The sequence below is a fragment of the Mesorhizobium sp. M2E.F.Ca.ET.219.01.1.1 genome (assembly GCF_004016445.2).
Taxonomy (GTDB): domain Bacteria; phylum Pseudomonadota; class Alphaproteobacteria; order Rhizobiales; family Rhizobiaceae; genus Mesorhizobium.
Genome location: NZ_SADT02000005.1, coordinates 486,082 through 503,001, shown reverse-complemented (window position 1 = coordinate 503,001; position 16,920 = coordinate 486,082). Strand labels below are relative to the sequence as shown.

Below are 16,920 nucleotides of genomic sequence, written 5' to 3'. Positions count from 1 at the left end.
ATAATGAGCTTGATCCAACAGCGCACCCCCCTCTCGAACGAGGAGGAATACAAATACGCCAAGCTGGCGATGGAATGGTATGGCTGGGGCTCACCCATCGGCCTCGGCATCCTGCTGGTGGCGCTTGCGGCCGCGGCCGTGCTGGTGCGCATCGCCGTCTACGGCCTCTGAGCGAAGTCGCAATTTCCCCAAAAGCGCCAGAGCGGCGCCGGCTGCCAGTCCAGGCGTCGGCGCCGCCGGCGTCTCGGAGATCAGACGGCGATCAGCTTGCCGAGGTGCTCGCCCAGGCGGCAGGCGAGCGCGGTGATGGTGGTCGTCGGGTTGCACTGGCCCGACGTGCAGAACACCGAGGAGCCGCCGACATAGAGATTGTCCATGCCGTGCACCTTGCAATTGGCGTCGACGACGCTCTTCAGGACATCGGTGCCCATACGGGTGCCGCCCATATGGTGGTGGCCGGCCGTCTCCTCGTTGGTCGGGTAATCGGCGCCATTGCTGATCCAGTCGTCGATGCGGACGCGGCCGAGATTCTTCTGCACCATCGTCGTGCCGAAGAGCCTCAGCCCCTCGAGCAGCGTGCGGCGCTCGAGCGCCGACTTCTTCCAGTGCAGTTCGATGCGCGGCACGCCGGCGTGATCGACATCGGTCTTCGACAGCTCTATCTGGTTCGAGGCGAGCGGCACCTGCTCCCAGGCGACATAGAGCTGGGCGGCGCAGCGCAGCCTCTGGTCCAGTTGAGAAGACATCCACTCCGCCATGTTCGGCGCGGTGCAGGCAAGGTCGGCGATCAGCTTCTTGACATTGGGATAGGGGCTCTCGATCAGGCGGATGCCGAAATTCATGATCTGCAGCCGCTCCATCGCGGCAAGCGTCGGCGAGAAGAAGGCTTCGTTCGAGGCGTCGACCTCGAATTCCGAGTAGTTGGCAAGAATGGCGTTGCCGCCCTCGAAGGTCGGGTGCTCCATCCAGTAGCGGCCGAGCGCCGTTGCATTCGGCACCACGCCGCCATTCGAGCGCTCGTTCGACCACAACAGCAGCCGCGAGTTCTCCAGCCCGCCGGTACAGGTGACGAAATAGTCCGCGCTGTAGGTGCCGGCGTCCTGGCCGTTCGACCACAGCTTCGCGCCGGTGACGCGCTTGCCGTCGCCGATGAGCTCGGTCGCGTAGGTGTTGAGCACGACGGCGATGTTTTTGCTCTGGTCGAGCTCGTCGGCATATTTCTCGGCGAAACGAACCGCGGGACTCTTGATCAGCTGCACCCAGCGTATGTCGTCTGAAACCTGGACGTCCGGACGGAACGCCGGAAGCTCGAGGATGTCATGGACTTCGCCAAGATAGGGCTCGATGTCGGCGCGGCTGATCGGCCAGCCGGTGTCCGGCGCCCAGGCCTTGGGCTCGAAGTCTTGGCTGTCGAGCACGCGGCACCAGCCGGCCCAGTGGTTGGACGAGCCGCCCATGAAGCGCAGCCTGGTGATGTCGAGGTCGAAATAGAAATCGCCGACCGTCTTGCCGCGGTAGAAATCCTGCGACTCGTCGCTGAACTCGCGCGAGCCCGCCTCCAGGACGATGACCGGGATGCCGGCGGCGCCCAGCTTCCTGGCGATCGTCGTGCCGGCCGGGCCGGAGCCGAGGATGCAGGCCCTGGGTTTGAAGCCGGCCTGCTTGTAGGCTTCATAGCTGTCGAAGATCATGCGAGGTCGCTCCGCCGCAGGATCCATCCGTTGATCTCGACGATTTCATCGCGGTCGATCTCGTCAGGGTTGGCAGGGGCCGGCTGGTTGCGGAACAGCGACAGGGCGGGCAAAGCGATCAACGCCTGCACGATCGCGCGGCGCGACATTTTTCTTATGAACCTGCTCATGACACGTCTCTCGATAGGGGCCTCGATCCACGCATGCCGTTCCTGAACGGCACACATGCCGCCGAGGAGGCCAATTCCGTGACAAACCAGGGTGAAGACGGCGTTACACCCGGAAGTTTAGCGCGGTTGAATATGGACATGGTTAGGGCTTTCCTAACGCTGCGGCGAATCTTCAGGCCGCTTCCGGAAGCTCGCGGTCGAGAATCGAAAGGTTGCGGCCACGGTTCTTTGCCTCATAGAGCCTGCGGTCGGCCGCGCGCATCAAATCGGAAACGGTCGCGTTCTCGCCGCAGCTTATGCCTCCGATCGAGACAGTGAGCGTGACGGTGCGCTCGTCGCCAGGGCGGAACCGGATCAGCTCGACCTCGCGGCGGATGCGTTCGGCGACGTGCTTGGCCTCATGCTCGCTGGCACCTACCAGGAAAGCCGCGAATTCCTCGCCGCCAATGCGGCCGAGCACATCGCCGCTGCGCACGCCGCGTTCGATCGCGCCGGCGATCAGAAGCAGCGCTTCGTCCCCCGTCAAATGGCCGTAGCTGTCATTGATCCTCTTGAAGTGATCGGCGTCGATGATGAGCAGCGCGCCGCGATCGCTCTTGCGCCGCGACCCGTCGAGCGCGGCAAAGAAGGTTTCGCGGTTGAGCATGCCGGTCATGTCGTCGCGGCTTGCCTTTTCGGAGAGGCGCCTGTGCGCGGCGGCGAGCTGCGCGTGGGCACGGGCAAGCTCGCGATGGGCGTTCTGCAGCCGGTCGCTGTGCCAGAAGGTGCCGGCGCTGGCGGCCCAGGCGAGGATGAGCGGGCACACCGTCGATGCCAGCCAGATGGTGCGGCTCATCGGAAAGCCCATTGCCGGAACCACAATCAGCGTCAACAACAGCGAGACAGCGACCGAAGCGAATGCTACGGTAGCGGCCTTTAGAAATATGCGACTCATCACTTGCTCCCAAGGGATAGCCTGTGTGCCAGCAAGCGCTAAAGGCGACCTTTCCGGAACTTTTAAAATTTGAAGCGAGAAGCCATTTTCACAATTCTTGACGCGCATAAGTTGTGGATAAATTCAGCGTCGGCATGCCATAAGAAACCATGACAATGACACCCGATCCCGCCCGCTTTGCCCATGTCACGGACTGGGTGTTCGACCTCGACAACACGCTCTATCCGCATCACTCGAACCTGTTCGCGCAGATCGATGTGAAGATGACCGCCTATGTCGGCGAGCTGCTGACGCTTTCGCGCGATGAGGCGCGCAAGCTGCAGAAGGAACTTTACCTGGAATACGGCACGACGCTGAACGGGCTGATGAAGCGGCACGGCATCGATCCCGACGATTTCCTCGAGAAGGTGCACGACATCGACTATTCGCGGCTGGTGCCTGATCCAGTGCTGGGCGCGGCGATCCGCCAGCTTCCGGGGCGCAAATTCATCTTCACCAATGGCGACCGCAGGCATGCCGAGCGCACCGCGCGCCAGCTGGGCATTTTAGAGCATTTCGATGCCATCTTCGACATCGTCGCGGCGGGGCTGAACCCCAAGCCGGAGCGCCAGACCTATGAACGCTTCGCCGAATTGCACTCGGTGACCGGGCACAACGCGGTGATGTTCGAGGATCTGGCGCGCAATCTGGCCGTGCCGAAATCGCTCGGCATGACGACCGTGCTGGTGGTGCCGCGCAATTTCGAACCGACCTTCTCGGAGATCTGGGAACGCGACCCGGCAAACGAGGACGACGTCGATTTCGTCACCGACGATCTCTCCGGCTTCCTGACCGCGATCGTCGACGTGGCGCCCTGACAAACTCCGGATTGCCGTACGTCGTCCGCGCAGACGATGCCCTCTAATCGAAATCCGGAATCGTGCCGGGCGGCAGTCCCAGTCGGCCGTTCAGCTCCTTCAAGAACCGGCACAGGTCCGGATTGCCGGCGGCTCCCGTGCCGTTGCCGTTGCCGTCGGACGCGTAGCCATTGCCGTGGCCGTTGCCGCAATTGGCGTTGCCGTTGAAGCTGCCGCCATTGAAATTGCCGCTGAAGCTCCCGGCATTGCCGTTGCCGTTGAAGTTGCCGCTGTTGCCATTGCCGTTGAAGTTGCCGGTATTCCCATTGCCGTTGAAATTTCCGGTGTTGCCAAGGCCATTGGCGACACCGGCCCCGATTGGAAGGTCGGCGATCCTGACCAGGGTCGAGGCATCGGCAGCCAGCAACGCGGCAAGCAGGGTGCCGAGCGCGAGGCCGTTGCCATCAAGCAGCCTCGCCGCTACCCGGCGCTCGCGCGGCCTAGCGGGCCCGGATGATTTCAGGCCGGTCATCAGCGGTTCCCCCGGCCGTTGAAGTTGCCGTTGAAGGCGCCGACATTGCCGTTGCCGTTGAACGACCCGCCGTTGAAGTTGCCATTGCCGGCGCCGATGTTGGCGTTGCCGTTATATTCGCCGGTGTTGCCGTTGCCGTTGAAGGCGCCGATGTTGCCGTTGCCGCTCGTCGTCGAGGTATTGTCGTTGCCGTTGAACGCGCCGACATTGCCGGTACCGCTGTTGAAGGCGCCGACATTGCCGCTGCCGCTGTTCTTGTAGCCGAGATTGCCACCGAAATTGCCGAGCGGATCCATGCCCCTGACGTCCGAGCCGATAGCCTGGCCGTATTTGCCGACCGCCGCCTGGACGGCCGACCTGCCGAAGGCCTGGCTGCCCGTCGCGGTGTCGGCTTTCGCCGCGGTTGCGCTCAACAACCCCAGGCATAGCGCCGGTATGACGTAGCGTTTCATCTGCGAGCTCCTTCCATGGCTTTGCTTTTGAAATTGGAACCTGTCGCGAAAAGGACTGGGACCGCCGGCGACATGTCGCGATAGCCTTGCGCGGGGGACGGGCGCGTGGCTCGGCGGTCCCAGAGCCATCAGCGTCTTTCCAAACTGGAGCTTGGCGACGCTGGCGGTTGGACGGCGCTAGTGATTGGCGTTGCCGTTTCCGTTGCCGTTGCCGGCGCCCCAGTTGCCGTTGCCGTTGGCATTTCCGTTTCCGAAGCCCCAGTTCCCGTTGCCGTTCAGGTTGCCGTTGCCGAGGCCGAAGTTACCGTTGCCGTTGCCATTGCCGTTGGCGACGCCGGCATTCAGGTTGCCGTTATAGTTGCCGTTGAAGGCGCCCATATTGGCGTTGCCGTTCCCGTTGCCGTTGCCGAAGCCGAAATTGCCATTGCCGTTGAAGTTGCCGTTGAAGGCGCCGGTATTGGCATTGCCGTTGCCGTTACCGTTGCCGACGCCGACATTGCCGTTGCCGTTGCCGTTGCCGCTACCGATCGAAAGCGCGGATGCCGAACCGGTCAGAGCCGACAGCACGGCCGCGGCCAGGATGATCTTTCTCATGACGTTCTCCTTCGTTTGCGTTGAGCTTCCCGGGCAATCCAAGGTGACCGGGAGGACGCTTGAAGGATGCACGCAGAAATAGTGGCGATACATTCGGGCTGATCGGCAGGCGCTGTCGGTTTTTCTGCTGATCCCGGTGTCAGGAAAAGTTGAAGCAATCAGGAAAAAACTGACAGGCATAAAGGCATCTGGCGGGTGTATACTGCGCTGACATTCATGCCTTTTCTCGCCGACCCGCGGGTGGCTTGCGACCCCCGCGACGGCAATGGGAAGAGAAAGGTTGATGTGGGCGGGTATGACTACAGGCAAGGACGATAGGGCCCTGCGCCGTAGGCTTGCGCGGCGCTTGATCGCCGTGCAGGAAGAGCAGCGCCTGCGCCTGTCGCGAGAGCTGCATGACGACCTCGGCCAGATGCTGGCCAGTGTCGCGCTGGAATTGCACAACGTACGTGCCGGCACGGAAGGGATGGACGGCCGTCTCGAGCGCGCTGCGATGCTTGTCGATCGGCTCAGCGCCAAGGTGCATGACGCTGCCTGGAACCTGCGTCCCGCCGACCTCGATCGTCTCGGCCTGCGCGCTTCGGTCGAGGATCTGGCGACAATGCTTTGCAGCCAGCTCGGCATTCCATGCGAGATGGATCTCGAAGCCCTTTCGAACCCGCTGCCCGCCGAGACCGCGCTCACGCTTTATCGTGTCGCGCAGGAGGCGCTTACCAATATCGGCAAGCATGCCCAGCCAAGCCGGATAAGCGTAACGGCCCATATCCAGGACGATCGAATGCGCCTGACAATCGAGGATGATGGCCGCGGCTTTGACGGCCGCGCCGAACTCGGTCCGGGCCACCTGGGACTTGCCGGAATGCGGGAGCGGCTGGCGCTGGTCGGCGGTGAATTGACGGTCGAAACCGCCACGATGAAAGGGACTACCGTTTACGCGGATGTGCCGTTGGCACATTGAAAAGTGGGAGACTGCGCTTTCCAAGGACAGTCTGATGGGTGGGGAAATAGCGTTTTGGCTTCGGGCCTGGTCCGTCGCGTCTCGCCAGGTGTCAAGTTTTGCACCCAATTCGGATAGCAAAACCGCGACCTCCTTTCCTAAACTCGTCTACGTGAAGCGCTGCACATCCCGGACATTGGTCCCGACTTACAATTCGGGCTCATGGGGTTAGGCGGGGGATGGCTTACCCGTTGCGGCCGTTTAAGGCCTGAGGAAGACGGGCGTCCCGCGCCAGGCGGGGCAGTTGCCTAGACCATCAAGGACAAGAGGACCCTTTCCGCGTGACAGGGCCTTTGACAGACTGATGGAGGTTAAGGTGCGCTGCAGGCGGATATTTTTGGTCGACGACCACCCGATCATGCTGTCGGGGGTTGGGGCGATGATCAACAGCCAGGACGATCTGACGGTCGTCGGCCTGGCCGGGAATGTCGAGGATGCCCTTGAAGGGATAGGCAAGACGCTGCCCGATGTCGCCGTGGTCGATATATCGCTCCCCGGGGACAGTGGGATCACGCTGATCGAAAGGCTGGGCGAGCGATTTCCCGAGGTCAGCTGCATAGCATTGACGGCGCATGAGGACCCCGGCTGCCTGCGCCAGGTGCTTGCGGCCGGTGGCCGCGGCTTCGTGGTCAAGCGCGCGACCGCGACGGACCTCTTGCAGGCGATCCGATGCGTGCTGGCCGGTGACAATTATGTCGATCCCGCACTCGCGGCGCGCATCCTGAGCCCGCGCAGCGCCCCGCAGGGCGATCCGGGCAATCTCAGCCAACGGGAGCGGTCGGTGATCCAGCTGGTGGCGCTCGGCTACAGCAACAAGGAAATCTCGTCCCGGCTCAACCTCAGCATCAAGACGATCGAAACCTATCGCACCAGGGCGTCCGAGAAGCTCGAGCTCCGCTCTCGGGCGGCCATTGTGCGCTTCGCGCACTCGAATGGCTGGCTGGCCGAGTTGCCGGTATAAGCGGACCGAGCCGGGATGCCGTCCCGAATAGAGGAATTGGAGAACTGAGGAATTGAAGAACTGGAGAACAGACGAACGATCCGGACGTCCTTTTTCCTCAATTCTTCAGTTCTTCAATTCATCAGTTCCTAATCCCCCAACTTGTAGAAGCGTCGGATGATGTCCCAGGCTTCCTCGGCGGTGTCGACGAAATCGATGATGTCCTGATCGCCGGGCGAGATCGTGCCCTGCTCGGCGAGGAAATCGAGGTCGATCACCCGTCGCCAGAAGGCCTTGCCGAACAGGATGACCGGCACCCGCTCCATGCGCCCCGTCTGGATCAGGGTCAGCGTCTCGAAGAACTCGTCCATCGTGCCGAAGCCGCCCGGAAACACGGCGACCGCCTTGGCGCGCATGACGAAATGCATCTTGCGGATGGCGAAGTAGTGGAAGTTGAAGCAGAGCTCCGGCGTGACGTAGGCGTTGGGCGCCTGCTCGTGCGGCAGCACGATGTTCAAACCGATCGACGGAGCGCCGACATCATCGGCGCCGCGGTTGCCCGCCTCCATGACGCCAGGCCCGCCGCCGGTGACGACGACATATTCACGATAATAGGAGGTGGCCGATTGCTGCGAGCACAGACGGGCGAATTTGCGCGCTTCCTCGTAGTATTTGCTGTTCGCCTCGAGGTTCTTCTTCTGCGTCTCGTTCTTGGCCGCCCAGGCTTCGCCGCCCGGCTCGGGCAAGCGGGCGCCGCCGAACAGGATCACGGTCGAGCGGATGCCGCGTTCGGCCAGGATCATCTCCGGCTTCAAGAGCTCGAGCTGCAGCCGCACGGCGCGCAATTCGCGCCGCGTCATGAAGTCCGGATCGTTCCACGCCAGCCGATAGGTCTCGGCACGAGTCTGCGGGGTGTCCGGCACGCTTTTCGCGCGTTCCAGGTCCTCGTCCGAATGCGGCAGCGGCGTCCACCCCGCCTTTTCCATGGGAGTCATCGAATCCACCCGTCCAATTCCCTTAACTGCGCCGTCCCGTGACGCTGGCGCGATTGACCCTCATTAAGCCTTAACATAGGGTCCGCGCGACTTTTAAACAGGTTAAGGCTGAGCCCCTTAACAGCTTGGTAATGGAGCGAAATCATGTCGAAGCCCGATCTGGCGAACCTCGAAACGACCATCGAAAAGGCTTTCGAGGAGCGCGAGGCGATTTCGACGGCGACGCGCGGTGAGCCGCGCGAGGCCATCCAGGCGGCGCTCGACCTGCTCGACCGCGGTGTCGCCCGGGTCGCGGAGCGGCAGGACGACGGCAAGTGGCAGGTCAACCAGTGGCTGAAGAAGGCGGTGCTGCTCTCCTTCCGGCTGAACCCGATGGAGATCATCAAGGGCGGTCCCGGTCAGGCGGTGTGGTGGGACAAGGTGCCGTCGAAGTTCGACGGCTGGAGCGCCGTCGATTTCGAGAAGGCCGGCTTCCGCGCCGTGCCGTCCTCGATCGTGCGCCGCTCGGCCTATGTCGCGCCGGGCGCCGTGCTGATGCCGTCCTTCGTCAATGTCGGCGCCTATGTTGATTCGGGCACCATGGTCGACACCTGGGCCTCGGTCGGCTCCTGCGCCCAGATCGGCAAGAACGTGCATCTTTCCGGCGGCGTCGGCATCGGCGGCGTGCTGGAGCCGATGCAGGCCGGACCGACCATCATCGAGGACAATTGCTTCATCGGCGCGCGCTCGGAAGTGGTCGAGGGATGCATCGTGCGCGAAGGCTCCGTGCTCGGCATGGGCGTGTTCATCGGCCAGTCCACCAAGATCGTCGACCGCGCCACCGGCGAGGTGTTCTACGGCGAGGTGCCGGCAAACTCGGTGGTTGTCGCCGGATCGCTGCCGGGCAAGCCGCTGCCCAATGGCGAGCCGGGTCCGAGCCTCTACTGCGCCGTCATCGTCAAGCGCGTGGACGCCAAGACCCGCTCCAAGACCTCGATCAACGAATTGCTGCGCGATTGATCCTGCCTAAAGCGCGTCGCGATCTTTCAGATTCGCTCCCCGCGCTTTAGGTTTTTGATCTTGCGCATGTCTTTGTCCCGAAACCGGTTCCCACTTTCGGGAGACATGCTTTGACGGAGCGGACGCGATTGTCTGAAAAATCGCAATTCTTCTGGCTGTTCTTCAGCCTTTCGGGGCGGCTGAGCCCGGTCGCCTATGCGCTGGCCGGGGTTTTGCTGGTGCTCGTCCAGTTTTTCCCGTTCTACCAGTTCGCGCGAGTGGAGCTGAACACCACCGCCAGTCAGAACTGGGCCATGATATGCTGGGGCGTGCTGCTGATCTCGGCCTGGGCCACCTTCGCGGTGACGGCAAAACGCTTCCATGATTTCGGCAAGCCGACCTATTTTGCGCTAATCTCGCTCATCATCGGTCCCATCCTGCTCATCGTCCTCTCCTGTTTCCGCAGCGATCCCGGACCGAATCGTTACGGCAGGCGCACCAACGCGCCGGCCGATCCGTGAGGCCGTCATGCGCTACCGCGCGCTCGATCCGCAACTGATCATCGAGACGGCCGAAAGGCTGGAGGGGCGGATCGGCGAGCGTTTTCCGGATGCCGGCCTGCGCGGCGTCGCCGCCGAGCTGGTGTCGCTGTCGCGGGACCTCGCCAAGGCAGCCCGCGAACTGGAGACGCCGATCTGGTGGCTGCGCGGCGTCATCATCGCGGCCTTCATCGCCGGCGTGGCGGTGTTCCTGTTCGTGGGCACGATCCTGCCGCTCGACCGCATCTCGGGCGCCGATGACGCCGTGCAGTCGATGCAAGGCATCGAGGCGACCATCAACACCGTCATCCTGGCCGTGCTCGGGCTGCTGGCGCTGGTGCGCACCGAGGAGCGCATCAAGCGCAAGAAGGTGTTCCGCCAGCTGCACGGGCTGCGCTCGCTGATCCATGTCATCGACATGCACCAGCTGACTAAGGACCCGGCAGCGCTTTCGGCCGAGTTCAAGCCGACCGCGCACTCGCCCGCCCGCATAACCAACGCCGCGGACCTTGCGCGCTATCTCGACTACTGCTCGGAGATGCTGTCGATCGCCGGCAAGGTCGCGGCGCTGTTCGCGCAGTCGGTCAATGACGACGTCGTCATCGACGGGGTCAACGACATCGAGAACCTGAGCTCCAACCTCTCTCGCAAGATCTGGCAGAAGATCACGCTGATCGAGGGCCGCCGCTAGAGCGTTTCACCGTTTCACGGAAACGGCGAACCGCTCTATCTTTCTGTTTTGACGCAATTCCTGACGGAAAACCGCGTCACACTTTTCCTGGAATTGCTCTGACCTTCTGGGCAGCCAGCTTCGGCGGGCCGCGCCTTTCCGCTTCCGCCTGACGCACCAGAGCCGCGACCCGTTCGTTCATCGGCGTCGGGATGCCGGCCTGCCTGGCCTGGCGAATGACCGCGCCCTGCAATTCATCGATCTCGGTCTGGCGGCCGCGTTTGAGATCGTCCCACATCGACGAGCGGGCTTCGGGATCGATCGCCAGCATGCGGCGCGCCAGTAGGCCGAACAGCCAGTCGGGCAGCCGCAGCACTTTCGGCAGCAGCGCCGGCGGCAGGCCGGTGATGCGCGCCGGCGCGATCCCCGCCGCCTTCATCGCGGCGAGCGCCTCGTCGATCTGGGCGGCCAGGATGACGCGCCATCGCCGGTCGGCCAGTTGCCTCGCCAGCGGCAGGTCGGAGAGCGCCACCAGGGCATTGTTGAGGTTCATCAGCAGTTTGCTCCACTGCACCGCCTTCATGTCGGTGCGCGCTTCGACGGGAAGCCCGTCGACATCGAGCAGGTCGGCGAGGCCATCGACGCCCTGGTCGATCATCACCTCGCCCTGGCTGGCGCGATGAACGCGAAACGGCAGCTCGCCGTCCGGCGACTGGACGACGTTGAACATCACCATGCCGGTCAGCACCCGCCGTCCCGGGAGCGCGGCGCGCAGCCTGTCCGCATTGTCGACGCCGTTCTGCAGGCTGACCACCACGGCATCCGGGCGCCCGTGGGCGGCGATCAGCTTCGCCATTTCCCCGGTCGCGCCGCTCTTCACCGCCACCAGGACGACGTCCGCCTCGCGCAACGCGATCGCCGGATCGTCGGTGGCTGAAATCGCTTGCGCCTCGAGGCGGCGGTCGCGGCCGTCAAGATCGCTGATCCGCAGTCCGCCCTGGCGCGTGGTCTCGACGAGGCGGCCGCGGCCGAGGAAAACAACCTTGCGTCCGGCGAGCGCCAGGCAGCCGCCGACATAGCAGCCGATGCTGCCGGCGCCGGCAATCGCGATGGTGCTTGTTTTGCTGGCCATGCATTCGTCCCCGCTTGGCCCGCAACTATACGTGATGAAAACCATATTGTCGGCGGCATGACCGGCGATCATCTGCCACCGTGACACGACAAACGCTTTCGACTATCGCTTTGCCCATGACACTGCCGACCGATCCCGCCGCGAATCTTGCCGCCCTGATCCGCTGCCCTTCCGTGACGCCCGCCGAAGGTGGGGCGCTTGCCGCACTGGAACAGATGCTGAAGCCGCTCGGTTTCTCGGTCGAGCGTCCGGTCTTCTCGGAGGACGGCACGCCGGACATCGAGAACCTCTATGCGCGGCGCTCGGGCAATGGCCCCCATCTGATGTTTGCCGGCCATACCGATGTCGTGCCGGTGGGCGACGAATCGGCATGGACGCATCCCCCCTTCGCCGCCGAAATCGCCAAAGGCGAGATGTATGGCCGCGGCGCCGTCGACATGAAGGGCGGCATCGCCTGCTTCATCGCCGCGGTGGCGCGCCACGTGGAGAAAAACGGCGGCCCGAAAGGCTCGGTCTCGCTGCTCATCACCGGCGACGAGGAAGGACCGGCGATCAACGGCACCACCAAGCTGCTCGGCTGGGCGGCGGCCAAGGGCGAGAAATGGGACGCCTCGATCGTCGGCGAGCCGACCAATCCGGATGCGCTGGGCGACATGATCAAGATCGGGCGACGCGGCTCGCTGTCTGGCAGCGTGACCGTGAACGGACGCCAGGGCCATGCCGCCTATCCGCAGCTTGCCGATAACCCGGTGCGCGGGCTGATGAGCCTCGTCGACGCGCTGCTCCATCCCGTGTTCGACAAGGGAACCAAGGATTTCCAGCCGACCAATCTCGAAGTGACGTCGATCGACGTTGGCAATCCGGCGACCAATGTCATCCCGGCCAAGGCGACGGCGACGTTCAACATCCGCTTCAACGACACATGGGACGCCGAAACGATACAGGCCGAGATCCACAACCGGCTCGACCAGGCGGCGGGGCGCAAGAAGTACCGGCCGGGCAAGAAGACGCCGGTCGACTACGAGCTTGTCTGGCGCGACCGGCCGAGCCATGTCTTCCTCACCCGCGACGACAGGCTGATCGATACGCTGAGCAGCTCGGTCAAGGCGGTGGTCGGCAAGACGCCGGCGCTCTCCACCTCCGGCGGCACGTCGGACGCGCGCTTCATCAAGGATTACTGCCCGGTGGTCGAGTTCGGGCTGGTCGGCAAGACCATGCATATGGTGGACGAGCGCGTCGCGCTTGCCGACCTCGAGACGCTGACGCGGATCTACGAACGCTTCATCGAAGACTGGTTCGCAAAAGGCCTTTCGTGACCATGCTATCGGCGGACGAAACCTACTCTTCGCTGGCCGGCGCCTGGCGGCTGATGTTCGGCAAGGCTGACGGGCTGCGCCTGCTCGACCTTTCGGCGGACGGTTTCTGGAACTCCTTCTTCGCCATCGTCGTGGCCGCGCCGGCGCTGATCGTCGGCTGGGTCGGGATTGCCAACGAGATCGGCGATCCGGAGGCCTTCGCCGGGCGCCTCGGCATGCTGATCCGACTGGCGACCGTAGATATCGGCTCCTGGGTGCTGCCGCTGGTGGCGCTGGCGCTGGTCGCGCCGCGCGCCGGCATCGGCGGCCGCTTCGTCCACTATGTCGTTGCCTCCAACTGGGCGTCGGCGATCATCGCCTGGCTGATGCTGCCCTCGGCGCTGCTCAGGCTGTTCCTGCCCTCAACCAGCGAGGTCAGCAGCCTTGTCTCGCTGTTCCTGTTCGCGCTGTCGGCGCTGCTGACCTGGCGCATGACCAACGCGTCGATCGGCAAGGGCGCCGCCGTGGGCACCGCCGTCTTTGTCGGCATGTTCATCGCCTCGCTGCTCGTCCTGTTCGGCCTCCAGGCTCTGCTCGGCATCGACATACCGGACAGCACGACGGGCTGATCCTGACCGATTGACAAAGTCTTTCAATTCATGGGCAAAGTGGTATGATAGTTTCATACCGTTCTCCTCGTGGAGAGAAGCTATGTCCGCCACCGAAAAACGCACCTTCAGCCTGCCGGCGGAGCAAGCCGCCTTCATCGATCAACTCGTCCGCTCGGGCACCTATGCGACCAGCAGCGAAGTCATCCGCGCGGGGCTTCGCGCCCTCCAGGAACGGGACGCCGCAGTGGAACGTTGGCTCCGCGAGGAAGTCGCACCGACCTATGATGCGTTGACGACAAACCCTGATAAAGTCATTTCGCCTGCGGAAATGGCCGAGCGGGCGTGCAAGCGCCACGAGATCCATTCGCAGAAGAAACCGTGAAGCGCCGAGACGTCGGCTACTCGCTTGATGCCAGCGACGATCTCGACCGCATCTACACCATTGTTGCTGAAGCCAGCAGCCCCATCACAGCGGACGGCTATGATCGTCGAATACGGGCGTTCTGCGAGGGTCTCGAGCATGGCTCCGAACGTGGCACGCGCCGCGATGACCTGCGGCCGGGCCTTCGTGTCGTCGGTTTTGAAATACCGGATCGCCGTCGCTTTCATCGTTGAGCCTGAGCGGGTCGTGATTTTGCGCCTTGTTCTACGGCGGAGCGAACTGGTCGGACGAACTCGCCGGGACGACGCCGGCTGATCGGCGCCAGTCTCAGACGTCTTCCGGATAATCCACCCCGACAAGAAACAGCCCGTCCGGCGGCGCCACCTGGCCGCAGGCGGCGCGGTCGCGCGCTTCAAGCGCCGCTTTGAGATCGGCGGCGCCCCAGGAACCGTCGCCGACGCGCCGCAGCGAGCCGACCATCGAGCGGACCTGGTTGTGCAGGAAGGAGCGTGCCGAGGTCCGCACCTCGATGAAATCGCCATTGCGGCTGACGTCGAGGCGGTCAAGCGTGCGGACCGGGCTTTCGGCCTGGCACTGAGTGGAGCGGAAGGTGGTGAAGTCGTGCTTGCCAAGCAGCACCTTGGCAGCTTCGTGCATGGCCTCGGCGTCGAGCCGCTTCGGAACCCACCAGGCCTTGCCCTTTTCCAGCGCCGCCGGGGCGCGACGGTTGAGGATGCGATAGAGATAGCGGCGGCCGGTGGCGGAAAAGCGCGCGTCGAAGTCGTCGGCGACGACGCCCGCCTTGAGGATGACTACGCGCGCGCCGGCCGCCTGCAGATGGGCATTCACCGCGTCGCGCACCTTGTCGCCAGGCCAGTCCCTGGCAAGATCGACATGCGCCACCTGCGCTGTGGCGTGCACGCCGGCATCGGTGCGGCCGGCGGCACGTATTCTTACGTCTTCACCGCAGAACTTTTCGATCGCCTGCTCGATCGCCTGCTGCACCGAGGGCTGATCGGCCTGATGCTGCCAGCCGGCGAACTGGCTGCCGTCATATTCGATATCGAGCCGAAAACGCGGCATGTTCTGCGGTTGGTCGGCGCTCGCCTAGGCGGCGAGCGCTGTGAAAGCGGTAGCGTAGACCAGTCTGCCGGTCTCCGGCGCGTCGCCCCAGGCCAAAGCCTGCAGCGCTTCGCCCTGATACTCGCTCTCGAACTTTGCGGCGCGGTCATGGGCGTAACCAAAACGACCGTAATAGGTCGGATCGCCCAGGACCACGGCAAGCGTCTCGCCGGCTTCCTTGAGCCGCACATGCGCTTCGCGGATCAGCGCGCCGCCGATGCCGGTGCCATGAAACGACGGTTCGACCGCTAGCGGCGCCAGCGCGACGGCCGCGAAGCGCTTGCCGCCATTCTGCACGTAAAGCCTGGAAAACAGGATGTGGCCGACGACCTGGCCGTCTTCCTCGGCAACCAGCTCGACGACGGCGTCGCCGCCGGTGACCAGGGCATCGACCAGGCCGGCTTCCGCCTGCTGGCCAAAGGCATGCTCTTCGACGAGGCGGATGGCCTCGCGATCCCGCGGCGTCGCCGCGCGTATCGACATCATGCTCATGTGAGTTTCGTTCCTTTTTCGATCTTGGCTCCGCGCAGAAACTCCTGCGCGGCGGCAGGCTTTCCGCCCGCCCGTTGAACTTCGACCAGCCTGACCGCGCCTGCCCCGCAGGCGACCGTCAGCCGGTCATCGAGAATTCCTCCCGACTCGCCGACGCCATCCGAGAGCGTCGAGCGAAGCAGTTTCAGCCGCTCCATGCGGCCGCCAATTTCGACCTCGCACCACGCGCCCGGGAAGGGCGAGAGGCCGCGAATGTGATTGTGGACTTCGCCAGAAGGCCGCGTCCAGTCTACGCGTGTCTCCGATTTATCGATCTTTCGGGCGTAGGTCACCCCTTCCGTCGCCTGCGGGGTAAATGTCAGACAATTTATCCCCAACTGCGCGAGCGCCTCGACCATCAGCGAAGCGCCCTGAGCCATCAGGCGGTCATGCAATTCGCCGGCCGTCATATCGGGTGCGATGGCGACTTTTTCAACCATTGCCACCGGCCCGGTATCCAGACCCTCTTCCATCTTCATGACCATCATGCCGGTTTCGGCATCGCCGGCCATGATGGCACGCTGGATGGGAGCAGCACCACGCCAGCGTGGCAAAAGCGAGGCATGGCCGTTGAGGCAACCCAGCCTCGGCGCGTCCAGAATGGCTTTCGGCAGCAGCAACCCGTAGGCGACGACGACGGCGACATCGGCCTGCAGGGCAGCGAAAGCCGCCTGCTCCGCCTCACCCTTCAGCGATGTCGGCGTGCGCACTTCGAGCCCCAGCCGCTCGGCCTCGCGCTGCACCGGCGAGGGCGTCAATTCCAGCCCACGGCGGCCGGCGGCACGCGGCGGCTGGGTGTAGACGGCCGCGATCTCGTGGCCGGCCTCGGCGATGGCGCGCAAGGTCGGCACGGAAAAATCCGGCGTGCCCATAAAGATGACGCGAAGCGGCATGAGGTCCTGCGATCCTGTTTGCGGTAGGCTCAGGTGCTCGCGCGGCCGAAACGGCCCCTAGCCCACCATCTTGCCCGGCGCCTTGTCCTTGGCGAGCTTCTTGAACTTGCGCACCACCATGTCGCGCTTCAGCTTCGAGATGTGGTCGATGAACAGCACGCCGTTGAGATGGTCGATCTCGTGCTGCAGGCAGGTGGCCATCAGCCCCTCGGCCTGCATCTCCTGCAATTTGCCGTCGCGGTCGAGATATTTCACCCGCACGGAGGCCGGGCGCTCGACCTCGGCATAATAGTCGGGGATCGACAGGCAGCCTTCCTCATAGACGGAACGCTGGTCGGAACTCTCGAGCACTTCGGGATTGATGAAAACATGCGGTTCCGGCGGCTCACCTTCCTTGGCGAGATCGATCACCAGCAGCCGCCGCGGCTCGCCGATCTGGATCGCGGCAAGGCCGATGCCCGGCGCGTCATACATGGTCTCCAGCATGTCGTCGGCGAGCTGGCGCAAGTTGGCGTCGACGCGCTCCACCGGCTTGGAAACCTGGCGCAGGACGGGATCGGGAAGGATGATGAGCGGCTTGATCGACATGGCGTCTCACCTAAGACTTCGCTTTCGAGGCGTCAACG

General features: G+C 63.9%; 23 protein-coding genes. 11 read left to right on the top strand and 12 right to left on the bottom strand.

Going from position 1 to position 16,920, the window contains the following annotated elements; genetic code table 11:
• Positions 1-3: 3 nt before the first annotated feature.
• The gene (locus EN862_RS36325; protein ID WP_164772138.1) at positions 4-171 is read left to right on the top strand and encodes a hypothetical protein; all 168 of its coding nucleotides are present in this window, start codon (positions 4-6) and stop codon (positions 169-171) included.
• 80 nt (positions 172-251) lie between these two features.
• Here the strand turns inward: EN862_RS36325 and EN862_RS25530 are convergent, their stop codons facing one another.
• The 3 genes from EN862_RS25530 to EN862_RS25525 form a co-directional block, all read right to left on the bottom strand.
• Positions 252-1,691: a GMC family oxidoreductase gene (locus EN862_RS25530; RefSeq protein ID WP_127866273.1), complete on the bottom strand. Its 1,440-nt coding sequence runs from the start codon at positions 1,689-1,691 to the stop codon at positions 252-254.
• Positions 1,688-1,861 carry a hypothetical protein gene (locus tag EN862_RS36320; protein WP_181592077.1) on the bottom strand — a complete coding sequence of 58 codons (174 nt, stop codon included), beginning with the start codon at positions 1,859-1,861 and terminating at the stop codon, positions 1,688-1,690. Before EN862_RS36320 ends, EN862_RS25530 begins: the two co-directional genes overlap by 4 nt.
• 172 nt (positions 1,862-2,033) lie before the next feature.
• The gene (locus tag EN862_RS25525; protein ID WP_127866272.1) at positions 2,034-2,795 is read right to left on the bottom strand and encodes a GGDEF domain-containing protein; all 762 of its coding nucleotides are present in this window, start codon (positions 2,793-2,795) and stop codon (positions 2,034-2,036) included.
• 149 nt (positions 2,796-2,944) lie between these two features.
• Here EN862_RS25525 and EN862_RS25520 point away from each other — a divergent pair, with 149 nt between their 5' ends.
• Positions 2,945-3,652 (top strand): pyrimidine 5'-nucleotidase, encoded by a 708-nt coding sequence (locus EN862_RS25520; RefSeq protein WP_127866271.1) that lies wholly within the window; start codon positions 2,945-2,947, stop codon positions 3,650-3,652.
• A gap of 43 nt (positions 3,653-3,695) precedes the next feature.
• On the opposite strand, the gene EN862_RS36315 is transcribed toward EN862_RS25520, so the two are convergent.
• The 3 genes from EN862_RS36315 to EN862_RS35985 form a co-directional block, all read right to left on the bottom strand.
• Positions 3,696-4,163, bottom strand: coding sequence for a hypothetical protein (locus EN862_RS36315; RefSeq protein WP_189401435.1), 468 nt, complete (start codon positions 4,161-4,163; stop codon positions 3,696-3,698).
• Positions 4,163-4,615, bottom strand: a complete 453-nt coding sequence (locus EN862_RS25510; protein WP_127866270.1) for a hypothetical protein — start codon at positions 4,613-4,615, stop codon at positions 4,163-4,165. Before EN862_RS25510 ends, EN862_RS36315 begins: the two co-directional genes overlap by 1 nt.
• A gap of 177 nt (positions 4,616-4,792) precedes the next feature.
• Positions 4,793-5,209, bottom strand: coding sequence for a hypothetical protein (locus tag EN862_RS35985; RefSeq protein WP_189401438.1), 417 nt, complete (start codon positions 5,207-5,209; stop codon positions 4,793-4,795).
• Positions 5,210-5,492: 283 nt separating this feature from the next.
• On the opposite strand from EN862_RS35985, the gene EN862_RS25500 reads away from it, so the two are divergent.
• Both EN862_RS25500 and EN862_RS25495 read left to right on the top strand, forming a co-directional pair.
• Complete coding sequence (locus EN862_RS25500) at positions 5,493-6,167, top strand: sensor histidine kinase (RefSeq protein WP_189401441.1); 675 nt, start codon at positions 5,493-5,495, stop codon at positions 6,165-6,167.
• A gap of 376 nt (positions 6,168-6,543) precedes the next feature.
• Positions 6,544-7,167: a response regulator transcription factor gene (locus EN862_RS25495; protein WP_245519686.1), complete on the top strand. Its 624-nt coding sequence runs from the start codon at positions 6,544-6,546 to the stop codon at positions 7,165-7,167.
• 128 nt (positions 7,168-7,295) lie between these two features.
• On the opposite strand, the gene EN862_RS25490 is transcribed toward EN862_RS25495, so the two are convergent.
• Entirely contained in the window at positions 7,296-8,141 is an 846-nt protein-coding gene (locus tag EN862_RS25490; protein ID WP_127866268.1) for an LOG family protein, read from the bottom strand.
• A gap of 144 nt (positions 8,142-8,285) precedes the next feature.
• On the opposite strand from EN862_RS25490, the gene dapD reads away from it, so the two are divergent.
• From dapD to EN862_RS25475, 3 genes are all read left to right on the top strand, one after another.
• Complete coding sequence (dapD, locus tag EN862_RS25485; protein ID WP_127866267.1) at positions 8,286-9,140, top strand: 2,3,4,5-tetrahydropyridine-2,6-dicarboxylate N-succinyltransferase; 855 nt, start codon at positions 8,286-8,288, stop codon at positions 9,138-9,140.
• Positions 9,141-9,268: 128 nt separating this feature from the next.
• Complete coding sequence (locus tag EN862_RS25480) at positions 9,269-9,640, top strand: DUF805 domain-containing protein (protein ID WP_189401445.1); 372 nt, start codon at positions 9,269-9,271, stop codon at positions 9,638-9,640.
• Between the two features lie 7 nt (positions 9,641-9,647).
• Positions 9,648-10,349 carry a hypothetical protein gene (locus EN862_RS25475; protein ID WP_127866265.1) on the top strand — a complete coding sequence of 234 codons (702 nt, stop codon included), beginning with the start codon at positions 9,648-9,650 and terminating at the stop codon, positions 10,347-10,349.
• Between the two features lie 76 nt (positions 10,350-10,425).
• Here EN862_RS25475 and EN862_RS25470 read toward each other — a convergent pair whose 3' ends face one another.
• Positions 10,426-11,460: a 2-dehydropantoate 2-reductase gene (locus tag EN862_RS25470; RefSeq protein ID WP_127866264.1), complete on the bottom strand. Its 1,035-nt coding sequence runs from the start codon at positions 11,458-11,460 to the stop codon at positions 10,426-10,428.
• Between the two features lie 116 nt (positions 11,461-11,576).
• Between EN862_RS25470 and dapE the strand changes: the two genes are divergently transcribed.
• The 4 genes from dapE (at position 11,577) to EN862_RS25450 (ending at position 13,981) form a co-directional block, all read left to right on the top strand.
• Positions 11,577-12,776 (top strand): succinyl-diaminopimelate desuccinylase, encoded by a 1,200-nt coding sequence (gene dapE / locus EN862_RS25465; protein ID WP_127866263.1) that lies wholly within the window; start codon positions 11,577-11,579, stop codon positions 12,774-12,776.
• 2 nt (positions 12,777-12,778) lie between these two features.
• On the top strand, positions 12,779-13,384 hold the full coding sequence (locus tag EN862_RS25460; RefSeq protein ID WP_127866349.1) for a transporter: 606 nt from the start codon (positions 12,779-12,781) through the stop codon (positions 13,382-13,384).
• Positions 13,385-13,466: 82 nt separating this feature from the next.
• Positions 13,467-13,748: a type II toxin-antitoxin system ParD family antitoxin gene (locus tag EN862_RS25455; RefSeq protein ID WP_127866262.1), complete on the top strand. Its 282-nt coding sequence runs from the start codon at positions 13,467-13,469 to the stop codon at positions 13,746-13,748.
• A complete protein-coding gene (locus tag EN862_RS25450; RefSeq protein ID WP_245518553.1) occupies positions 13,745-13,981 on the top strand; it encodes a type II toxin-antitoxin system RelE/ParE family toxin in 237 nt (78 codons plus the stop codon). Before EN862_RS25455 ends, EN862_RS25450 begins: the two co-directional genes overlap by 4 nt.
• A gap of 94 nt (positions 13,982-14,075) precedes the next feature.
• Here the strand turns inward: EN862_RS25450 and truA are convergent, their stop codons facing one another.
• Genes truA through def form a run of 4 tightly spaced genes read right to left on the bottom strand, consistent with a single transcriptional unit; the run spans position 14,076 to position 16,882 of the window.
• On the bottom strand, positions 14,076-14,831 hold the full coding sequence (gene truA / locus EN862_RS25445; RefSeq protein WP_127866261.1) for a tRNA pseudouridine(38-40) synthase TruA: 756 nt from the start codon (positions 14,829-14,831) through the stop codon (positions 14,076-14,078).
• Positions 14,832-14,855: 24 nt separating this feature from the next.
• On the bottom strand, positions 14,856-15,362 hold the full coding sequence (locus tag EN862_RS25440; RefSeq protein WP_127866260.1) for an N-acetyltransferase: 507 nt from the start codon (positions 15,360-15,362) through the stop codon (positions 14,856-14,858).
• Positions 15,359-16,294, bottom strand: coding sequence for a methionyl-tRNA formyltransferase (gene fmt, locus EN862_RS25435; RefSeq protein WP_127866259.1), 936 nt, complete (start codon positions 16,292-16,294; stop codon positions 15,359-15,361). The genes EN862_RS25440 and fmt overlap by 4 nt, the downstream gene beginning before the upstream one ends.
• A gap of 57 nt (positions 16,295-16,351) precedes the next feature.
• Positions 16,352-16,882 carry a peptide deformylase gene (def, locus tag EN862_RS25430; protein ID WP_127866258.1) on the bottom strand — a complete coding sequence of 177 codons (531 nt, stop codon included), beginning with the start codon at positions 16,880-16,882 and terminating at the stop codon, positions 16,352-16,354.
• Positions 16,883-16,920 lie beyond the last annotated feature (38 nt).